The sequence below is a fragment of the Mucilaginibacter sp. genome (assembly GCF_039921305.1).
Taxonomy (GTDB): Bacteria; Bacteroidota; Bacteroidia; order Sphingobacteriales; family Sphingobacteriaceae; genus Mucilaginibacter.
Genome location: NZ_JBDSCA010000072.1, coordinates 89,595 through 104,820, shown reverse-complemented (window position 1 = coordinate 104,820; position 15,226 = coordinate 89,595). Strand labels below are relative to the sequence as shown.

The 15,226-nt window shown below is 42.2% G+C and carries 16 protein-coding genes; 11 read left to right on the top strand and 5 right to left on the bottom strand.

What is annotated here, in order from left to right; translation table 11 throughout:
• Positions 1-15: 15 nt before the first annotated feature.
• From ABIN91_RS20635 to ABIN91_RS20610, 6 genes are all read left to right on the top strand, one after another.
• A complete protein-coding gene (locus ABIN91_RS20635; protein WP_348053454.1) occupies positions 16-864 on the top strand; it encodes a methylated-DNA--[protein]-cysteine S-methyltransferase in 849 nt (282 codons plus the stop codon).
• Positions 865-866: 2 nt separating this feature from the next.
• A complete protein-coding gene (locus tag ABIN91_RS20630; protein ID WP_348053453.1) occupies positions 867-1,139 on the top strand; it encodes an Ada metal-binding domain-containing protein in 273 nt (90 codons plus the stop codon).
• Between the two features lie 45 nt (positions 1,140-1,184).
• Positions 1,185-1,484: a pyrimidine/purine nucleoside phosphorylase gene (locus ABIN91_RS20625; protein ID WP_348053452.1), complete on the top strand. Its 300-nt coding sequence runs from the start codon at positions 1,185-1,187 to the stop codon at positions 1,482-1,484.
• A gap of 79 nt (positions 1,485-1,563) precedes the next feature.
• Entirely contained in the window at positions 1,564-2,154 is a 591-nt protein-coding gene (locus tag ABIN91_RS20620; RefSeq protein WP_348053451.1) for a TetR/AcrR family transcriptional regulator, read from the top strand.
• Between the two features lie 50 nt (positions 2,155-2,204).
• Positions 2,205-2,570, top strand: a complete 366-nt coding sequence (locus tag ABIN91_RS20615; protein ID WP_348053450.1) for a VOC family protein — start codon at positions 2,205-2,207, stop codon at positions 2,568-2,570.
• An 18-nt stretch (positions 2,571-2,588) separates the two neighbouring features.
• Positions 2,589-2,876, top strand: a complete 288-nt coding sequence (locus ABIN91_RS20610; protein ID WP_348053449.1) for a hypothetical protein — start codon at positions 2,589-2,591, stop codon at positions 2,874-2,876.
• On the opposite strand, the gene ABIN91_RS20605 is transcribed toward ABIN91_RS20610, so the two are convergent.
• Both ABIN91_RS20605 and ABIN91_RS20600 read right to left on the bottom strand, forming a co-directional pair.
• A complete protein-coding gene (locus ABIN91_RS20605; RefSeq protein WP_348053448.1) occupies positions 2,873-5,452 on the bottom strand; it encodes a ligase-associated DNA damage response DEXH box helicase in 2,580 nt (859 codons plus the stop codon). The genes ABIN91_RS20610 and ABIN91_RS20605 overlap by 4 nt on opposite strands.
• A 108-nt stretch (positions 5,453-5,560) precedes the next feature.
• A complete protein-coding gene (locus ABIN91_RS20600) occupies positions 5,561-8,422 on the bottom strand; it encodes an insulinase family protein (RefSeq protein ID WP_348053447.1) in 2,862 nt (953 codons plus the stop codon).
• Between the two features lie 487 nt (positions 8,423-8,909).
• Here ABIN91_RS20600 and ABIN91_RS20595 point away from each other — a divergent pair, with 487 nt between their 5' ends.
• Positions 8,910-9,455 (top strand): peroxiredoxin, encoded by a 546-nt coding sequence (locus tag ABIN91_RS20595; RefSeq protein ID WP_348053446.1) that lies wholly within the window; start codon positions 8,910-8,912, stop codon positions 9,453-9,455.
• 223 nt (positions 9,456-9,678) lie between these two features.
• Positions 9,679-10,263 (top strand): carboxymuconolactone decarboxylase family protein, encoded by a 585-nt coding sequence (locus tag ABIN91_RS20590; RefSeq protein WP_348053444.1) that lies wholly within the window; start codon positions 9,679-9,681, stop codon positions 10,261-10,263.
• A gap of 241 nt (positions 10,264-10,504) precedes the next feature.
• Here ABIN91_RS20590 and ABIN91_RS20585 read toward each other — a convergent pair whose 3' ends face one another.
• Positions 10,505-10,870: a DUF3127 domain-containing protein gene (locus ABIN91_RS20585; protein ID WP_348053442.1), complete on the bottom strand. Its 366-nt coding sequence runs from the start codon at positions 10,868-10,870 to the stop codon at positions 10,505-10,507.
• A gap of 81 nt (positions 10,871-10,951) precedes the next feature.
• Here ABIN91_RS20585 and ABIN91_RS20580 point away from each other — a divergent pair, with 81 nt between their 5' ends.
• From ABIN91_RS20580 to ABIN91_RS20570, 3 genes are read left to right on the top strand one after another with little or no spacing between them, the layout of a single operon-like run.
• Positions 10,952-12,127 (top strand): class I SAM-dependent RNA methyltransferase, encoded by a 1,176-nt coding sequence (locus ABIN91_RS20580; RefSeq protein ID WP_348053439.1) that lies wholly within the window; start codon positions 10,952-10,954, stop codon positions 12,125-12,127.
• 3 nt (positions 12,128-12,130) lie between these two features.
• Entirely contained in the window at positions 12,131-12,676 is a 546-nt protein-coding gene (locus ABIN91_RS20575; protein WP_348053437.1) for a hypothetical protein, read from the top strand.
• Positions 12,677-12,681: 5 nt separating this feature from the next.
• Complete coding sequence (locus ABIN91_RS20570) at positions 12,682-13,338, top strand: HD domain-containing protein (RefSeq protein ID WP_348053435.1); 657 nt, start codon at positions 12,682-12,684, stop codon at positions 13,336-13,338.
• On the opposite strand, the gene ABIN91_RS20565 is transcribed toward ABIN91_RS20570, so the two are convergent.
• Both ABIN91_RS20565 and ABIN91_RS20560 read right to left on the bottom strand, forming a co-directional pair.
• Positions 13,339-14,409, bottom strand: coding sequence for a sugar O-acetyltransferase (locus ABIN91_RS20565; protein ID WP_348053434.1), 1,071 nt, complete (start codon positions 14,407-14,409; stop codon positions 13,339-13,341).
• Positions 14,410-14,417: 8 nt separating this feature from the next.
• The gene (locus tag ABIN91_RS20560) at positions 14,418-15,212 is read right to left on the bottom strand and encodes a hypothetical protein (protein ID WP_348053433.1); all 795 of its coding nucleotides are present in this window, start codon (positions 15,210-15,212) and stop codon (positions 14,418-14,420) included.
• Between the last annotated feature and the right edge of the window lie 14 nt (positions 15,213-15,226).

Below are 15,226 nucleotides of genomic sequence, written 5' to 3'. Positions count from 1 at the left end.
ATCAAATTTAAGGAAATGGAAACGCAAAACTTAACAGATTACAGCAGGATTGCCCAGGCTATAGATTATATCAAGGTCAATTTTAAAAGCCAGCCTACATTAGAAGAAGTTGCCGAAAAGGTACATATTAGTCCGTTTCACTTTCAGCGGATGTTTAAGGAATGGGCAGGCGTTAGTCCGAAGAAGTTTCTGCAGTACCTAAGCGTTGAGTATGCTAAAACTATATTAAAGGATAAACAGGTTACGCTATTTGATGCCGCTTTTGAAACCGGGCTATCCGGCACGAGCCGCCTTCACGATCTGTTTATGAATATTGAAGGGATGACACCCGGCGAGTATAAGAACGGGGGTGAGCAACTGAATATTAACTACAGCTTTGCAGAAAGCCCATTCGGGAATCTGATCGTAGCATCAACGGCTAAGGGGATTTGTTATATAGCTTTCGCCGATGATGAGCAGTTGGCTTTTGCCGATCTGCAAGGTCAGTTCCCTAATGCTAAATATCAGCAGGTTGTGGATATGATACAGCAAAACGCCTTATATATTTTTACGCAGGATTGGACGAAGCTAAACCAGATCAAGCTGCATTTGAAAGGAACACCCTTCCAACTTAAAGTTTGGGAAACACTGCTGAAAATACCAATGGGAAATTTGAGCAGTTACGCAGACATCGCGCAAAGCATTGATAATTTGGGCGCTTCGAGAGCGGTTGGTTCGGCAATTGGAGCTAACCCGGTAGCTTTTTTAATCCCTTGCCACCGCATTATAAAATCTACGGGTGACTTTGGACAATACCATTGGGGAAGTACACGTAAGGCGGTTATGATAGGTTGGGAAGCGGCGCAGTTGAACCAGGAGAGTTAGACATGATCAGACATCTTGAATTGGGTAGCACGTCTTTCGGTATCAAAAGGCAGCTGAAGCTTTTAATAGATCAGGGGGAGATCGTTTTTGGCGGGAATAGGAAGCTGAAGATATATGGTAGGCTGGATTGCATATCGGGCAGGAAGATGAAGGCTGAAAACCGGGTGTTTTTTTCATCTGAAAAGGACGCGATTGATTATGATTATCGCCCATGTGGGCATTGCATGAGGACAGAATATGCTTTATGGAAGCAGCAATTAACAAATGGAGTTTGAGGTATGCCTTCTATTATGTTTATTTGCCAAAATATAAATACGAACATGAGCACAACAGACACAACACCGGTATCGCACAATAGCTATTTTGAAGGCATGGTTCAAAGCCTTGGCCTTTTAACTGAAAAAGGAAAAGCCACAGTTGGCGTTATGAAAGCCGGCAAATATACTTTTGGGACATCATCAGCAGAAGAAATGGTGATCATTAGCGGCGAATTGAGCGCTAAGTTGCCTGAGTGTGAATGGGCTATTTATCTTCCGCAACAATCGTTTTCGATAACAGCTAATGAATCTTTTGATGTAAGCTGTGATACGGATGTAGCTTATATTTGCTATTATCAGTAATTTTTAATTGAGACATTTGGAAAATAAAATTTCAAATAAATTTTAAAATGAATGAGCGCTCGCTTATATTTGTATTGTAATGCGGATTAAAGACACGGCTAAAGAAGACAACATCAAGCAAAAAGCTATCGAAATGATAGTGAAGGAAGGCTTGCAAGGCTTCGGTGTGAATAAACTGGCAAAAGCGGCGGGGGTTTCTCCGGCTACTATCTATATCTACTTTAAGGATAAGGAGCATTTAATATCCACGCTTTGTTTAGAGGTTGGTAAAGAAATGCTGGATCAGAGCTTGACGGATTTTAATCCGGAAATGTCTTTTGAAAAAGGTTTGGAGATCCAATGGAAGAATAGGTTAGCTTATTTTTTAAAGCACCCCATTGATATGGAGTTTTTAGAAATTATGCGTTATACCATTTTTTATGAACAAGTTACCTTCATGATGAAGCGCGACTTTGGTGCTATAATGAACGAATTTAAAGATAACGCACAGCAGAACGGTCAATTAATTAAACTGCCTTTTGAGGTGTATTGGGCGCTTGCTTTTTCGCCGCTTTATCAGTTAGTTAAATTTCATACACAAGGGCAAAGCTATGTAAACAATGCCTTCGCTTTAACTGATCAGGTAATGAAGCAGGCCTTAAGCTTAGTTTTGAAAGCCCTTAAACCGTAAAAAAATTTAATATTTAAATAAATGAGTACTCATTTAAAGCATAGATTAAAATGAAACTGAACCACGTCAATTTACCGGTAGATAACGTTGCCGAATGTGTTACATTCTTTACACAATACTTTGATTTTAAATGTATTGATGTAAAGGGAGATAATATGTTGGCGATATTAAAAGGAGAGGACGATTTTACGCTGGTACTGATGTCGGCAGCGTTTAATAAGAACGGTAACCTGGTTTATCCAGATGCTTTTCACATCGGATTTTTATTTGATGAAAAAGATAAAGTAAATCAGGTTTATGATCGTCTTGTACAAAGGGGATTTCCGTTAGATCAAAAACCTGGCAACCTGCGCGGTGGCTATGGCTTTTACTTTAACGCTCCCGGCAATATTTTAACGGAGGTAAGCTATTTATAAACTATACTAAACAACCTTATGATCGACTATAAAAACCCACACCAGGTAATGCTGTTTTTTGAAGAGAAACAGCGGAACAACAAATCAAAGACGGAAATTTGTCTGGCCCAGCAAATAAACTATTACGATATGCTGCGCTCAAGCGGAAAAGTTGCCATCAGTGGCGATCTGTACAACCAGCATAAATTCTTTGTGATCCTGAATGTATCCTGCGATACAGAACTGGAAGACATCATCAGCAACGACCCGGCTTTAAAAAACAACGTTAGTGAATTGGCACGTGCTATGCCTTTTGTAGAGATTTAAAGCCCACGTTTCCTGATCGGTTTCCGGGGGGAAGATTCCGGCTTGTGATCCCACTCATATTGCTTGGTCATTTTAGTGATGCGTTCTTCAAGCGTTTCGGTGGTGAGTCTTTCACGGCCCAGGCTGTCTACTAATATCGGAAACGCGAATGGCGTGGGCCGTTCGGTGTGCTTAATGATGATCTTCTGTTTTTGAATACGCTGCAACGCCGCGCGTAGCCTAAACTCCTCCAGTTGAAAAGCCAATGCTTCGTTATAAGCTTGCCTCACTAATAAATTATTAGGTTCATACTCGCTAAACACATCAAACAACAACGAGGAGTTGGCCTGCAAATGTTTCCCTTTTACCGGTTGGCCGGGATAGCCAGTAAATATCAAACCACCAATATGCGCTATATCACGAAAACGGCGGCGGGCCATTTCGTTGGCATTCAAACTATGTTGGATATCATCCAACAGGTTATCAATGGTAAATAGGTTCTTTTGTAAGGCTTCCTGTAAAGGCAAATCATCATCGGTAAGCAGTTCAAAGCCATAATCATTCATGGCAATAGAAAAACTGGCATTTTTGATCTTAGAGATACGGTAGGCTAATAGAGATGCCATGCCCTCGTGAACCAATCTTCCCTCAAATGGGTAGAAGAGCAAGTGATGCCCATTGTGCGATTCAAAATGCTCTATCAAAAACTCATTGCTGCGCGGTAAATGTGATTCCAGTTTCTGGATCTCAAACAATGGCTTTAGGGCTTTTATTTCAATATCCGTCTCAATCCCCTGCGCCACTTCGTCTAACTTATAACGGAGCACCGCTGATAGTTGTGATGATAAAGGCATTCGCCCGCCCATCCAACTCGGTATCATACCCTTCTTCTTGTTGGACTTTTTAACATAGGCGCTCATCTCTTTGATCCGCACAAACTCCAAACTCCGCCCCGCGAACCAAAAATTATCGCCCGGTTTCAATCGTGACACAAACGACTCTTCAATAGTACCCAAACTACCACCGCTGATCCATTTCACCCGGATGCTTACATCGCTGGTGATGGTACCAATACTTAAGCGATGCCGCATGGCAACCCTACGGTTGTTCACTTTATAGACACCCTTCTCAATTTCAACCTTTAAAAACTCATCGTATTGAGCCAGGGTTTTACCACCGTGAGTTATAAAATCAAGCAACTCATTAAACTCGCTTCTTTTTAAATCGGCATAGCCGAAAGTGGCCTTAACCTCCTTGAATAGTTCGTTTGCACGGAAGCCGTCCGACACGGCGAGTGTAACCATATACTGTATCAGCACATCCAGGGCTAACAAAATAGGATCCCGACTCTCATATACACTATTCTTCAAAGCTTGCTTCAAAGCGGCACCCTCTAATAATTCCAACGAATGTGTAGGCACAAAGTAAGCCTTTGAAATAGCTCCCGGATGGTGACCGCTTCTACCTGCACGCTGCATAAACCGGGCAACTCCCTTTGGACTGCCTATTTGAACCACCGTATCAACCGGCCTGAAATCCACCCCCAAATCTAAGCTTGAAGTACACACCACCACTTTCAGAGCCTCGTTATGTAAAGCCTGTTCTACCCAGTTACGGATATCATTGTCCAGCGAACCATGGTGCATAGCCATAATACCGGCGTACTCCGGGTACTTATCCAAAATGGCATGGTACCAAATTTCTGACTGCGACCGGGTATTGGTAAATATCAAGGTCGTTTTGCTTTTCGCTACTATCTCCATCACCTCAGGTAACAAAGCCACCCCGATGTGCCCCGCCCACGAATAGGTCTCAACACTCTGAGGGATTACCGATTCGATCACGATCTTCTTCTCGATCTTCGCACGTACCATCTTGATCTTGTCTTTCGGGAAAGAGTTACCTAAAAGCACCTCGGCGGCCTCTTCCAAATTGCCTATAGTGGCGCTTATTCCCCATATTTTAAGAGGCAAAAAGCCCGGCTCGTGATTCAAGACTTCCGAATCAGTATCTTGATTCTTGGTTCTTGATTCTTGATTCTGTTTCAATCCTTTCAACCTCGAAAAACCCAACTCAACCTGCACACCCCGTTTGGTGCCTAATAGCTCGTGCCACTCATCTACCACAACAACCTCCAGGCTCTTGAACAGATTTGGGTAGTCCTTTTGCGCCAGCATCAAGTGCAGGCTCTCGGGAGTGGTCAACAAAACTTCGGGTAGCTTACGTTTTAGAGCAGCCTTCTCGGCGGCAGATGTATCTCCCGTTCGGCTCATTATCCGCCAGGGTAATCCTAACTCATCACATGCAGTTTGCATGGCTTTGCGGATGTCGTTGGTCAAGGCCCGCAAAGGCGTTATCCAAAGCATCAGTAGGCCATTATTCTGGCGGGTTTGATAATCGGTAGGGTGCTTGTTGATAAACTCTTCCAGGAAGGGCAAAAACATAGCATAGGTTTTACCGCTGCCCGTTGGGGCGTTCAGTAAGCCCGAGTTCCCGGCAAGGTATACCTCTTCCATCTCGCGCTGAAACGCGAACTGCTCCCAGCTTTTATCCCGGAACCACTGACGTACAATATCCTGACCAGGTGTGCTCACCATCTACATACAATGCTAAGGCGGTTTTGCTTGTGGCTTGTAAAAATAAAGGTCCCGCCAATATAGCGGGACCTTTATTATAAGTTATTTCCTTACGGGATGTTATTCCGGTTATTTCTTCTCCGGATACAAAATAAATTTGATCAGATTGTCGCCTAAGTATTTGTTGGCGGCATCTTTAGTGCTTTGAACAGTAACCTGCTCTAAATCTTTATTGTGGTTCAATACCGCGGCCGGGTCTTCCTGGTATTGAGCAGTACGAATCAAATGACCGGCCCAAAAACCATTCTCTTTCAATTGTAGCTCAGTGCTGCGTTTATCTTCGGCAGTGTATTTCTGAATATCTACCAATTGGGCGCCTTCCTTCTTAATCTTGGCTATCTCTTCCATTGTAGCGGCAATCAGCTTCTCAACATTTACCGGTGCACAACTAAAGTAAACGCCAATGCTGTAACGGCCGGTAGGCAGTTTTGAATAGCTTGCCCTAACACCCGGCGAATAAACACCGCTTTCTTTTTCACGCAAACGCTCAATTAATTTGATCTGTAATACCTCGCCCAAAGCATCTAACTGGATGTTGTTGGCTTGGTTATAATCATAAGCGCCGCTAAATACCAATTGTACATTGCTCTTATCTCCAATACCCTTATAAACGGTTTTGGTAAGCTGACCAGCCGGAGCATGTATACCCAGATTTTTATAAGTTTCTTTACGGTTGGTTGCTGGTAAACCGCCTAAGTATTGTTCCAATAAAGGCTTAATTTTTTCAACTTCAAAGCTGCCGGTTATTACAAATGTAGCGCTGCTCGCGTCTGCAAACCTGTCTTTGTAAAAAGCGAAAGCCTTATCCTGGTTAGCTTCATTCAAAGTAGCTAAGGTAGTAGGCATTCTGCGGATATTGTGGTTGCCTAAAACCGCCGCAACACTATCCGCAAATACAGTAGCCGGATCAAGGCCACGGTTGGCTAAAGTTGATTTGATCTGCGTTAAAGTCGACTGCCAGATGTTTGCATCGCTGCGTGGCTGAGTATAATAAAGGTAAAGCAATTGCAAGGCAGTTTCAAAATCTTTAGGCGTTGAGCTGCCATTGATCCCCTGGCTGGTTTCGCTAACATATGGCGATATGCTAACCCTTTTACCAGTCATCATTTTATCAAGTTTGATCTCATCAATATCGGCAATACCACTGCCATTTACCAAATCATCAGACATGTTAGCCGAACGGAAATCAGCATCGCTCGCTAATGATGTACCGCCAAAGCTAAAGCCATTGATCAGTATCTGGTCGTTTTTAAAGTCAGTGGGTTTCAAAATAGCCTTAACGCCATTGCCAAAAACAAGGGTTGTTGTACCAATAGCGGCATTTTTAGTTTCCGATACTACTTTGCTTCCTGTCGGAATTTTTTCTAACAGTGGCTTGTTGCTTACATTATCAACATAAGCCGTAACACCGTTCGATGCATCTTTTATCCAGGTTAACAAGGTTTGCTCAGTTGGCAATTTATCTTTGTCTTTTTCAGGAGCCTGTACAATAACATTACGGTCCTGATCGCTGATAAATTTACCGGCTAAAGTATTGATCTCGCTCAGTTTGATCTGATCCAAAAACTTTTTGTACAGGTTATATTCAACCTCTATACCAGGTATAGCTTCACCTTTTAAAAAGTTAGCCTGGTACTCACGTACATAGTTTACCGATTTTGTTTTGTCTTTCTCTTTGTAAGCGCTTTCCATAGCCGTCATAACCGATAGTTTAGCACGGTCGAGCTCGGTTTGGTTAAACCCAAATTTGCGGGCGCGTTCTGTTTCGGCAACCACCGCCTTAACTGCCTTTTCCAATTCGCCTGGTTTAGCAACCGCTATAGTGGTAAAGGCATCAAGGTTACCTAAAAAAGCGCCATAGCTTGCACCGCCATATAATACCGGCGGATCTGCCTTTTGAGTCAGCTCACCTAAACGCGCGTTCAGCATGCTGTTGAATAAGCTGTGGCGGATGCTGTTTGAATAACCGGCTTCGGTTTTAGTAACGCTGCCCGGGTGTTTTACAATAATTTGAGCAATTGTGTAAGGCTGCTCTTTATCGGTCACAATTTTTACCGTTGTACCAACGCTTGCCGGAATATTGTATTTAGTACGTGGTTTTTCACCAACAGGGTTTTTCAATTGCGAAAAATTTGCTTTGATCAGTTCTTCAACTCTTTTCACATCAAAATCACCAACAACTACAACCGCTTGCAAATCCGGGCGGTACCAGTCATGGTAAAAGCTCTTAATGGTTTCGGGCTTAAAGTTTTTCAATATATCTTCCTTTCCAATTGGTAAACGCACGGCATAGCGCGAGTTATTCAATAAAACCGGCAAGGTTTGTTTCTGCATACGTTCGCTGGCATTCTTGCCGCGTAAACGTTCTTCTTCCAAAACAACACCACGCTCGCTGTTGATCTGGTCGGTATCAAAGCTTACCATTCCCGCCCAGTTGGCTAAAATGGTGAAGCCTTTTTCAAATATCTTAACACTATCGGTAGGTAATGGCAATTGATATACCGTTTCATCAAATGATGTATAGGCGTTCAAATCGGCACCAAACTTAATACCCGATTTTTGCAGATAATTAACCAGCTCATTTTTAGGAAAATCTTTTGTACCATTAAAAGCCATGTGCTCGGTAAAGTGAGCCAAACCTTGCTGCGCATCAGTTTCTAAAACCGAACCCGCTTTATTCACCAAATAAAGTTCGGCCCTGTTTTTTGGCTGAACGTTTTTACGGATGTAGTAAGTTAAACCGTTTGGGAGCTTGCCTATCAATACCGCCGGGTCTGTTGGTAGTATTTGAGCCGAAAGCTGATCTTTAGCCGCTATAGGTTTGCTTTTAGGCGATGGTGCCGGCTTGGTTTTAACTTGTGCAAAACCTTGATAAGTGGCTGTACTTAGGGCAAGCAGCGCACTTATTGATAATACGTAATTAATTTTCATAGTGGTCAATTATATTTAAATCTAAGATGCAAAAACAATAGCCTTGTTACAAGTTGTTGAAAACTTTAGCAGTCGATTAAGATACAGATTGTATAATAACCGGTAGGGTCTAAACTACCAATGGTCATTATAATAATTTTCAAATCGCCAAGGGGGGGATAAAGTAGGTTTTATTTAAATCTTTTATTCAATCCTTCAAAAACTCAATCCCTGTCTGCCGACAGGCAGGCTTCAATCATTATGAAAGAGGGGGGGATAAAGTAAGATTTTTTAATCTTTATTCTTTGCTCTTTATTCCTTTATCCATCATCACTAATATACGCAAAATCCATCAGTTTTCCATTAAAAGAATTAGCTATTATCTTCAATAGCTATAATTACCAAAATAACTATAGATAAATTCTATATGCTATAGAATAATAGAATTTACAGGCTTAGGCTTTTATGGCTATATTTGTATCAACAAATCATTTAAAAACTTACAATTATGTTAACCATAGGACAAAAATTCCCTTCATTTTCCAAAACTGCTGTAGTGAGCATTGAAAAAGGTAAAGAGTTTGAAACATTAACTTCTGATTACCTGGTAAATGACGATAACGTTTGGACAGTGATGTTCTGGTGGCCAAAAGATTTTACTTTTGTTTGCCCTACCGAAATTGCTGAATTCAACAAAGCTTACGGCGAATTCCGTGACCGTGATGCCCGCTTAATTGGCGCATCTACCGATTCTGAATTTGTTCACGCTGCATGGAGAAGAGATCACGACGATTTGCGCGATTTGAAATTCCCAATGCTAGCTGATACTTCAAAATCATTAGCCGAAGACTTAGGCATATTAGAGCCAACAGAAAAAATCGCTTACCGTGCTACTTTCATCGTTGATCCTACAGGTATCATCCGTTGGGTATCGGTTAATGACTTAAGTGTAGGCCGTAACGTTAAAGAAGTTTTACGTGTGTTAGATGGTTTACAAACCGACGAACTTTGCCCTTGCAACTGGGAAAAAGGTCAAGAAACTTTAACAGCTTAATTTAAGCGCACCCAATAATTATACTATCCCCTTTACTATATAGTATTGGGGATTTTTTATAAAAATAAAATCTCAAAACCCACCTTGTCATTTCGAAGGAGGAGCGACTGAGAAATCTTTTGCGCGCGACTAACCAGGCAATAGGTCTACAGCTAACTCAAGCCATTTCAAATGACAAGCGAGGGTAAGACCCTCAAATAACAAATAACTCATTAACCACACCATGAGCGAAACTACAGATATCATAACCGAAATACTCCAAAGCGTTAACCTAAACGCCGATTACCGCACCAGCAGCCTGAGCCTGTTAGAAGCCGGCGAATCACGTTACTTGCGTGATCTGAAACTAAACTTTACCAGCACCCTAACATCAGAACACCTCAGCACAAAAGAATGTGCTCTGTTAGGATTAAGCACCGCTGTAAATAACAACAACAAACCACTAACAAATTACTTCACCAAATACGCCGAAGAGCAGGGCGCTACCGCAGCCGATGTTGCCGAAGCAGCAGCCTGTGCGTCATTATTGGCATCAAACAACATCTTTTACCGCTTCCGTCACTTTACCCAAAAAGAAAAGTATACCCAGATCCCCGCGCGCATCCGCATGCAGATCATGATGAAACCAGTAACCGGTAAAGAGTTTTTTGAATTGATGAGCCTTGCCATATCAGCAGTAAACGGCTGCGAAATGTGCGTAAACTCGCACGAAGATTCCCTCATCAAATTAGGAACAACCGAAGAACGCGTTTTTGATGCCGTTCGCATCGCATCATTGGTTACCTCATTCGGAAAAATAATTTTCTAAAACTTAACAGCAGGAAAAAGCCTTGGCCCTGTGTGATTCCCCTCTCGAGAGGGGCGGAGGGGTGTGTCCTTTAGCCATGCGTCGGAGGACAGGCTGGCACAAAAATGGTAAAGCGTCATTGTGAGCGATAGCGTGGCAATCTCTACATAGGCAGGTCGATCATAACAATCGAATCTGTATTATATAGAGGTTGCGGCTTTCCCCACAATAACGCTTTTATCTTAAATGTACTACCGGTTAATTAAAACGGCAGGTCATCATCCTCACCCGGAGCAGCGCTCAGGTTAACAGGAGCGGCATATTCTGGTGTAGCAGCGGCAGCGCCATTACCCAAAACATTTATTTTCCACAACTGCATCGAGTTAAAGTAGCTCTTTTTACCGGTTTTGTCAGTCCACGGGCGGCCTTTCAGGTTAAAGAAAACTTCAACATCTTCGCCAACCTTAACATTGTCTAATAATGCGCAACGATCCTGTATGGCCTCAAATTTAAGGTACTCAGGGTATTGTGGGTTCTCTATATATTCAAGTATTAGTTCTCTTTTTTTAAGTGATTCTGTAACCTGTGCAGTTGCAGATACTTCGTGTACTTTCCCTTTGATCTCCATAATTGTTTAATTAAAAATGTAAAGTTAAGTGATATGAAATAAAAACGGGAGTATTTAATACGTAAATTCGCACAATTTATTATGCAAGTTTTCAACACTCCAAGCAAAATCATCCTAACCTGTAATAAAAGGTTATCTTCCTATTTACGTGAAGAAGTAGAAGCGCTGGGCTTCGATATCAAACGCGAATTCCAAACCGGCCTTGAGCTGGAGGGTTCCGTTAACGATTGTATTCCGCTCAATATCAACCTCCGTTGCGTGAGCCAGGTATTATACTCTTTAGGTAGCTTTAAAGCCGCCGATCCAAAAGAACTGTATGACCACCTGGTTACCATTGAATGGGAAAAATTGATCGACTTTGCCGGATACTTTTCCGTAACCTCAAACGTAAACAACGAGCATATTTTAACCCCGCTTTATGCCAACGTAAAGGTTAAAGATGCTATTGTAGATAGGATCAAACAGGTAAAAGGCATCCGCCCAAACTCTGGCCCCGATCTAAATAAAGCAGTTATCCACCTGTATTGGCAGGATGACAATGCCGAGATCTTCATCGACACCTCCGGCGAAACTCTTGCTAAACACAGCTATCGCAAAATTCCAGGCAAGGCGCCAATGCTCGAGGCCTTGGCCGCGTCAACCATTATGGCTACCGGTTGGGATAAAAAATCACCTTTCATTAACCCGATGTGCGGTTCGGGCACTTTGGCCATCGAAGCGGCTTTGCTGGCTACCGATAAACCACCGGGCTTTTTCAGGATGAACTATGCCTTTATGCACATTTTAGGCTACGATGAGCAGGTGTTTTTTAACGAGCGCCGCATCCTGAAGGATAAAGCCATCAAACAGATCGACTTTAAAATTGTTGCTACCGATATATCCGACGATGCGGTTGATATAGCCCGCAAAAATGCTAAAACCGCCGGAGTGGACCATTTGATTGATTTTGCCGTTTGCGATTTTGCCGAAACCGAAGTACCAGAAACTCCCGGAGTAGTATTTTTTAACCCCGAGTATGGCGAGCGTTTAGGTGTACACTTCAAATTAGAAGCCACCTACAAACGTATTGGCGATTTTATGAAGCAGCAATGCAAAGGCTACAAGGGTTATATCTTCACCGGTAATCCCGATCTGGCTAAAAAAATAGGCTTGAAAGCGGCCCGCAAAATTGAATTTTATAATGGTAAATTAGACTGCCGTTTATTAGAATACGAACTATACGACGGTAGTAAAAGAGAACCAAAACCAGAAGAATAAACTATGAAGAGGATTTTTGCTTTAGCTATCGCGATCTTATTGTTTAGCAGCGCCTTCGCCCAAAAAAAGAAAGCCGCCAAAAAAGAACACGCCGACGACGCTCCAAAAGAAGTTGTTAAAAAGGAACTGCCACAACCCTTTAAAGGCGGTGTGGATAGTCTGCTTTTATTCTTTAAAGATAACCTGATTGTAACACCTGCCATAGTTAAAGCAAAAGCCTCTGGTTCGGCAATCATAAAATTCACAGCAGATAACGAAGGTTTTTTAACCAGCATCGTAGTTTACTATGCCGATGATTATATCCTTACGCAGCCCGCAACCGATGCCTTGCGCCGAACCAATGGCAAATGGGTGATCCCGAAAGAAGTTGAATCGTATGATTTTGTAATCCAATTCACTTATAACTACAAACCTGCAGGAGCAATTAAACCTGCTGCCATGAAAGCGATACTCGATTTTCACCAAAAGCATGTGCCCATCATAGCTCATGATCAGGTTCCACTAAACTACGCTACGCTGTTACCAACCATTATTGTAGATTACAATTAACTTAAATGGATACCAATCAGCAATTAATAAAACAAACCGCCCAATACGTAAAAATAACCCTGCAAGGTGCCGAAGCCGGACACGATTGGTTCCATATCCAACGCGTTTGGAACAACGCCAAACTGATAGGCAGTCAGGAGCGGGTTGACATGCTGATAGTAGAATTAGCCGCCCTGCTGCATGATATTGCCGATAGTAAGTTCCACAACGGCGACGAAGAAATTGGCCCGCAAACCGCAGGTGCGTTCTTAAAAAGCATTAACGCTAACGCGGATGTGATAGAACACGTTCAACAGATCATCCGTTACATGTCGTTCAAAGCCAGTTTTGATGAGGTTAAGTTCAACTCCTTAGAGTTACAGGTAGTACAAGATGCCGATAGGTTAGATGCCATAGGCGCCATAGGTATAGCGCGCGCGTTCACTTACGGAGGCTTTAAAAATCGTGAACTTTATGATCCTGCCATCCCACCAAACCTCAGCATGAGTAAAGAGGAATACAAAAACACCTTATCCCCAACCATCAACCACTTTTACGAAAAACTGTTGCTGCTAAAAGATAAAATGAACACCAAAACCGGCAAACAAATAGCCCAGCAACGCCACCAATTTATGGAGCAATACCTGGAGCAATTTTACGGCGAGTGGGAAGGAAGGATGTAGTTATTCAATAGCCTTAATCACCTTACAAGGGTTACCCGCTGCAAATACCCTTGGCGGGATATCACGCGTAACCACGCTGCCGGCACCTATCACAGCCTCATCGCCAATAGTAACACCGGGGCAAACAATAACACCCGCGCCCAGCCAAACCCGGTTACCTATATTAATAGGCTTCCCTAATTCAGTTCCCGAAAAATTGCGCTCCTGCGGATCAAGAACATGCGTAGCTGCTAATAATTGCACCTTCGGACCGCACATCACGTTATCGCCAATAGTTACCGGGGCCACATCTAAGATCACACAATCAAAATTCATGTACGAATCCTTCCCCATGATGATATTGAACCCATAATCACAATAAAAAGGTGGCTCTATCCAACTGTTTTCGCCACACTCACCAAGCATCTGTTTAAGTAAACCATATTGTACCTTACTTTCATGCATCCCTACCTGGTTGTATACACCCAGCTTTTTTCTCACATCGGCACGAAGTTGAATTAACTCCGCATCAGTAGGGCGGTATGGCTCACCGCTTATCATCTTATCTTTTTCTGTCAGCGGGTCGTTTAAAACCTGTTGTTGCGATAACCAGTTGGTCATATGCGGATAAGGCTCAACCTGTAATTCGGCTGCTTTTGCAGCATCAAACGTCATACCGTACCATTGCAGCATCGGTACACCTAAATACCGCTCGTTATCAAAATTCTCGATCAGCGATTCACTACCACCTTTATAACCATCCGCGTGAAATACCACGCTGCTATCTATCCCCAAATGTTTACACGCCGCGTACGACCATGCAATAGCTGCCATTTCATTCCCGCCTTGCTCCGCAAAAGCATCCACATTATCGTTCAGATCTTTCCGCTTGTTTTTAGGTGTTACCGCGATATGCCCCGCCTCATGCAAAATATCGCCGGGATATTTCAACCGGGTAGGGTCAACAATAATCCCACCATCCTTAATGGAAATACCAGGTACAAAAGTTTCCTTTTCTATAGTTTCATAATCAACCTTAATGCCTATGCCTTTAATAAAGTTGATGATGTGCATTGTTGCGGTAGTATCCATTGTAAACGTTATTTAATTTCTTTAAGTCGTATTGAACTTTTGTCAATACCTTTATATGATAACCTCAAAAACAAGCCACAGTTTTGAGGTTTATTATCTTCACACATTTCCACATCGTCTACAATATAAATCCAGTCACCACTTTTGAATGTCCATGTCCAGCCGCCCATTGTACCTTGAGCTTCTTCTTTGCCATTAAGCAAAATTAGATCTGGCTTGTCTGCAATAGATTTACCCTTACTCCATGATACATACCTGATGCTATTGTTGGACATCAAATCAACTCTAATCAATAATTTGTCCGATTTCCCAACAATAATATTTCTTTTCCATGAGTTAACGGTTAGATACGTTTGACTTTGAATATGCTTGGTTAGTTGACTGCGCTTCTGTATTTGTTGTTTCGAATCGTAGTTTATGCCAGTTAACTTTCCATCATCGTTCATCCACAAATCGCCATCAAATAGGCCGCCTACCAATCCATAAGCGCCATTGTGTTCAAAAATGATTGTGTCGCGATAGTGTTGGAGTTTCTTTTTGAACGCCGCATCAAACAACATGGTGTAGTTTGAAACAAATTGTTCCGGAGTTTGAATGTCTGGTAACGGGTTTTGCATTTTTAAAGGATAAACTATCAATTTTGATAAATCATGTGACTTGTCCCCTTTAATTAGTTTAATAATCCGATTATATTTTTGTGCTATTTCGGATGAAATCTTATACTCCGTTTTTTGGACATTTTGAGCTGAAAGATTAGCAAGTATAGCTATCTGCACAATTATAGTTAAAGCTATTCTTTTCATGAGCGTAGTTTAAA

Excerpts from the sequence above, each read along its gene's own strand:
- ABIN91_RS20635 (WP_348053454.1), top strand. The coding sequence starts at position 16 with ATGGAAACGCAAAACTTAACAGATTACAGCAGGATTGCCCAGGCTATA.
- ABIN91_RS20630 (WP_348053453.1), top strand. The coding sequence starts at position 867 with ATGATCAGACATCTTGAATTGGGTAGCACGTCTTTCGGTATCAAAAGG.
- ABIN91_RS20625 (WP_348053452.1), top strand. The coding sequence starts at position 1,185 with ATGAGCACAACAGACACAACACCGGTATCGCACAATAGCTATTTTGAA.
- ABIN91_RS20620 (WP_348053451.1), top strand. The coding sequence starts at position 1,564 with ATGCGGATTAAAGACACGGCTAAAGAAGACAACATCAAGCAAAAAGCT.
- ABIN91_RS20615 (WP_348053450.1), top strand. The coding sequence starts at position 2,205 with ATGAAACTGAACCACGTCAATTTACCGGTAGATAACGTTGCCGAATGT.
- ABIN91_RS20610 (WP_348053449.1), top strand. The coding sequence starts at position 2,589 with ATGATCGACTATAAAAACCCACACCAGGTAATGCTGTTTTTTGAAGAG.
- ABIN91_RS20605 (WP_348053448.1), bottom strand. The coding sequence starts at position 5,452 with ATGGTGAGCACACCTGGTCAGGATATTGTACGTCAGTGGTTCCGGGAT.
- ABIN91_RS20600 (WP_348053447.1), bottom strand. The coding sequence starts at position 8,422 with ATGAAAATTAATTACGTATTATCAATAAGTGCGCTGCTTGCCCTAAGT.
- ABIN91_RS20595 (WP_348053446.1), top strand. The coding sequence starts at position 8,910 with ATGTTAACCATAGGACAAAAATTCCCTTCATTTTCCAAAACTGCTGTA.
- ABIN91_RS20590 (WP_348053444.1), top strand. The coding sequence starts at position 9,679 with ATGAGCGAAACTACAGATATCATAACCGAAATACTCCAAAGCGTTAAC.
- ABIN91_RS20585 (WP_348053442.1), bottom strand. The coding sequence starts at position 10,870 with ATGGAGATCAAAGGGAAAGTACACGAAGTATCTGCAACTGCACAGGTT.
- ABIN91_RS20580 (WP_348053439.1), top strand. The coding sequence starts at position 10,952 with ATGCAAGTTTTCAACACTCCAAGCAAAATCATCCTAACCTGTAATAAA.
- ABIN91_RS20575 (WP_348053437.1), top strand. The coding sequence starts at position 12,131 with ATGAAGAGGATTTTTGCTTTAGCTATCGCGATCTTATTGTTTAGCAGC.
- ABIN91_RS20570 (WP_348053435.1), top strand. The coding sequence starts at position 12,682 with ATGGATACCAATCAGCAATTAATAAAACAAACCGCCCAATACGTAAAA.
- ABIN91_RS20565 (WP_348053434.1), bottom strand. The coding sequence starts at position 14,409 with ATGGATACTACCGCAACAATGCACATCATCAACTTTATTAAAGGCATA.
- ABIN91_RS20560 (WP_348053433.1), bottom strand. The coding sequence starts at position 15,212 with ATGAAAAGAATAGCTTTAACTATAATTGTGCAGATAGCTATACTTGCT.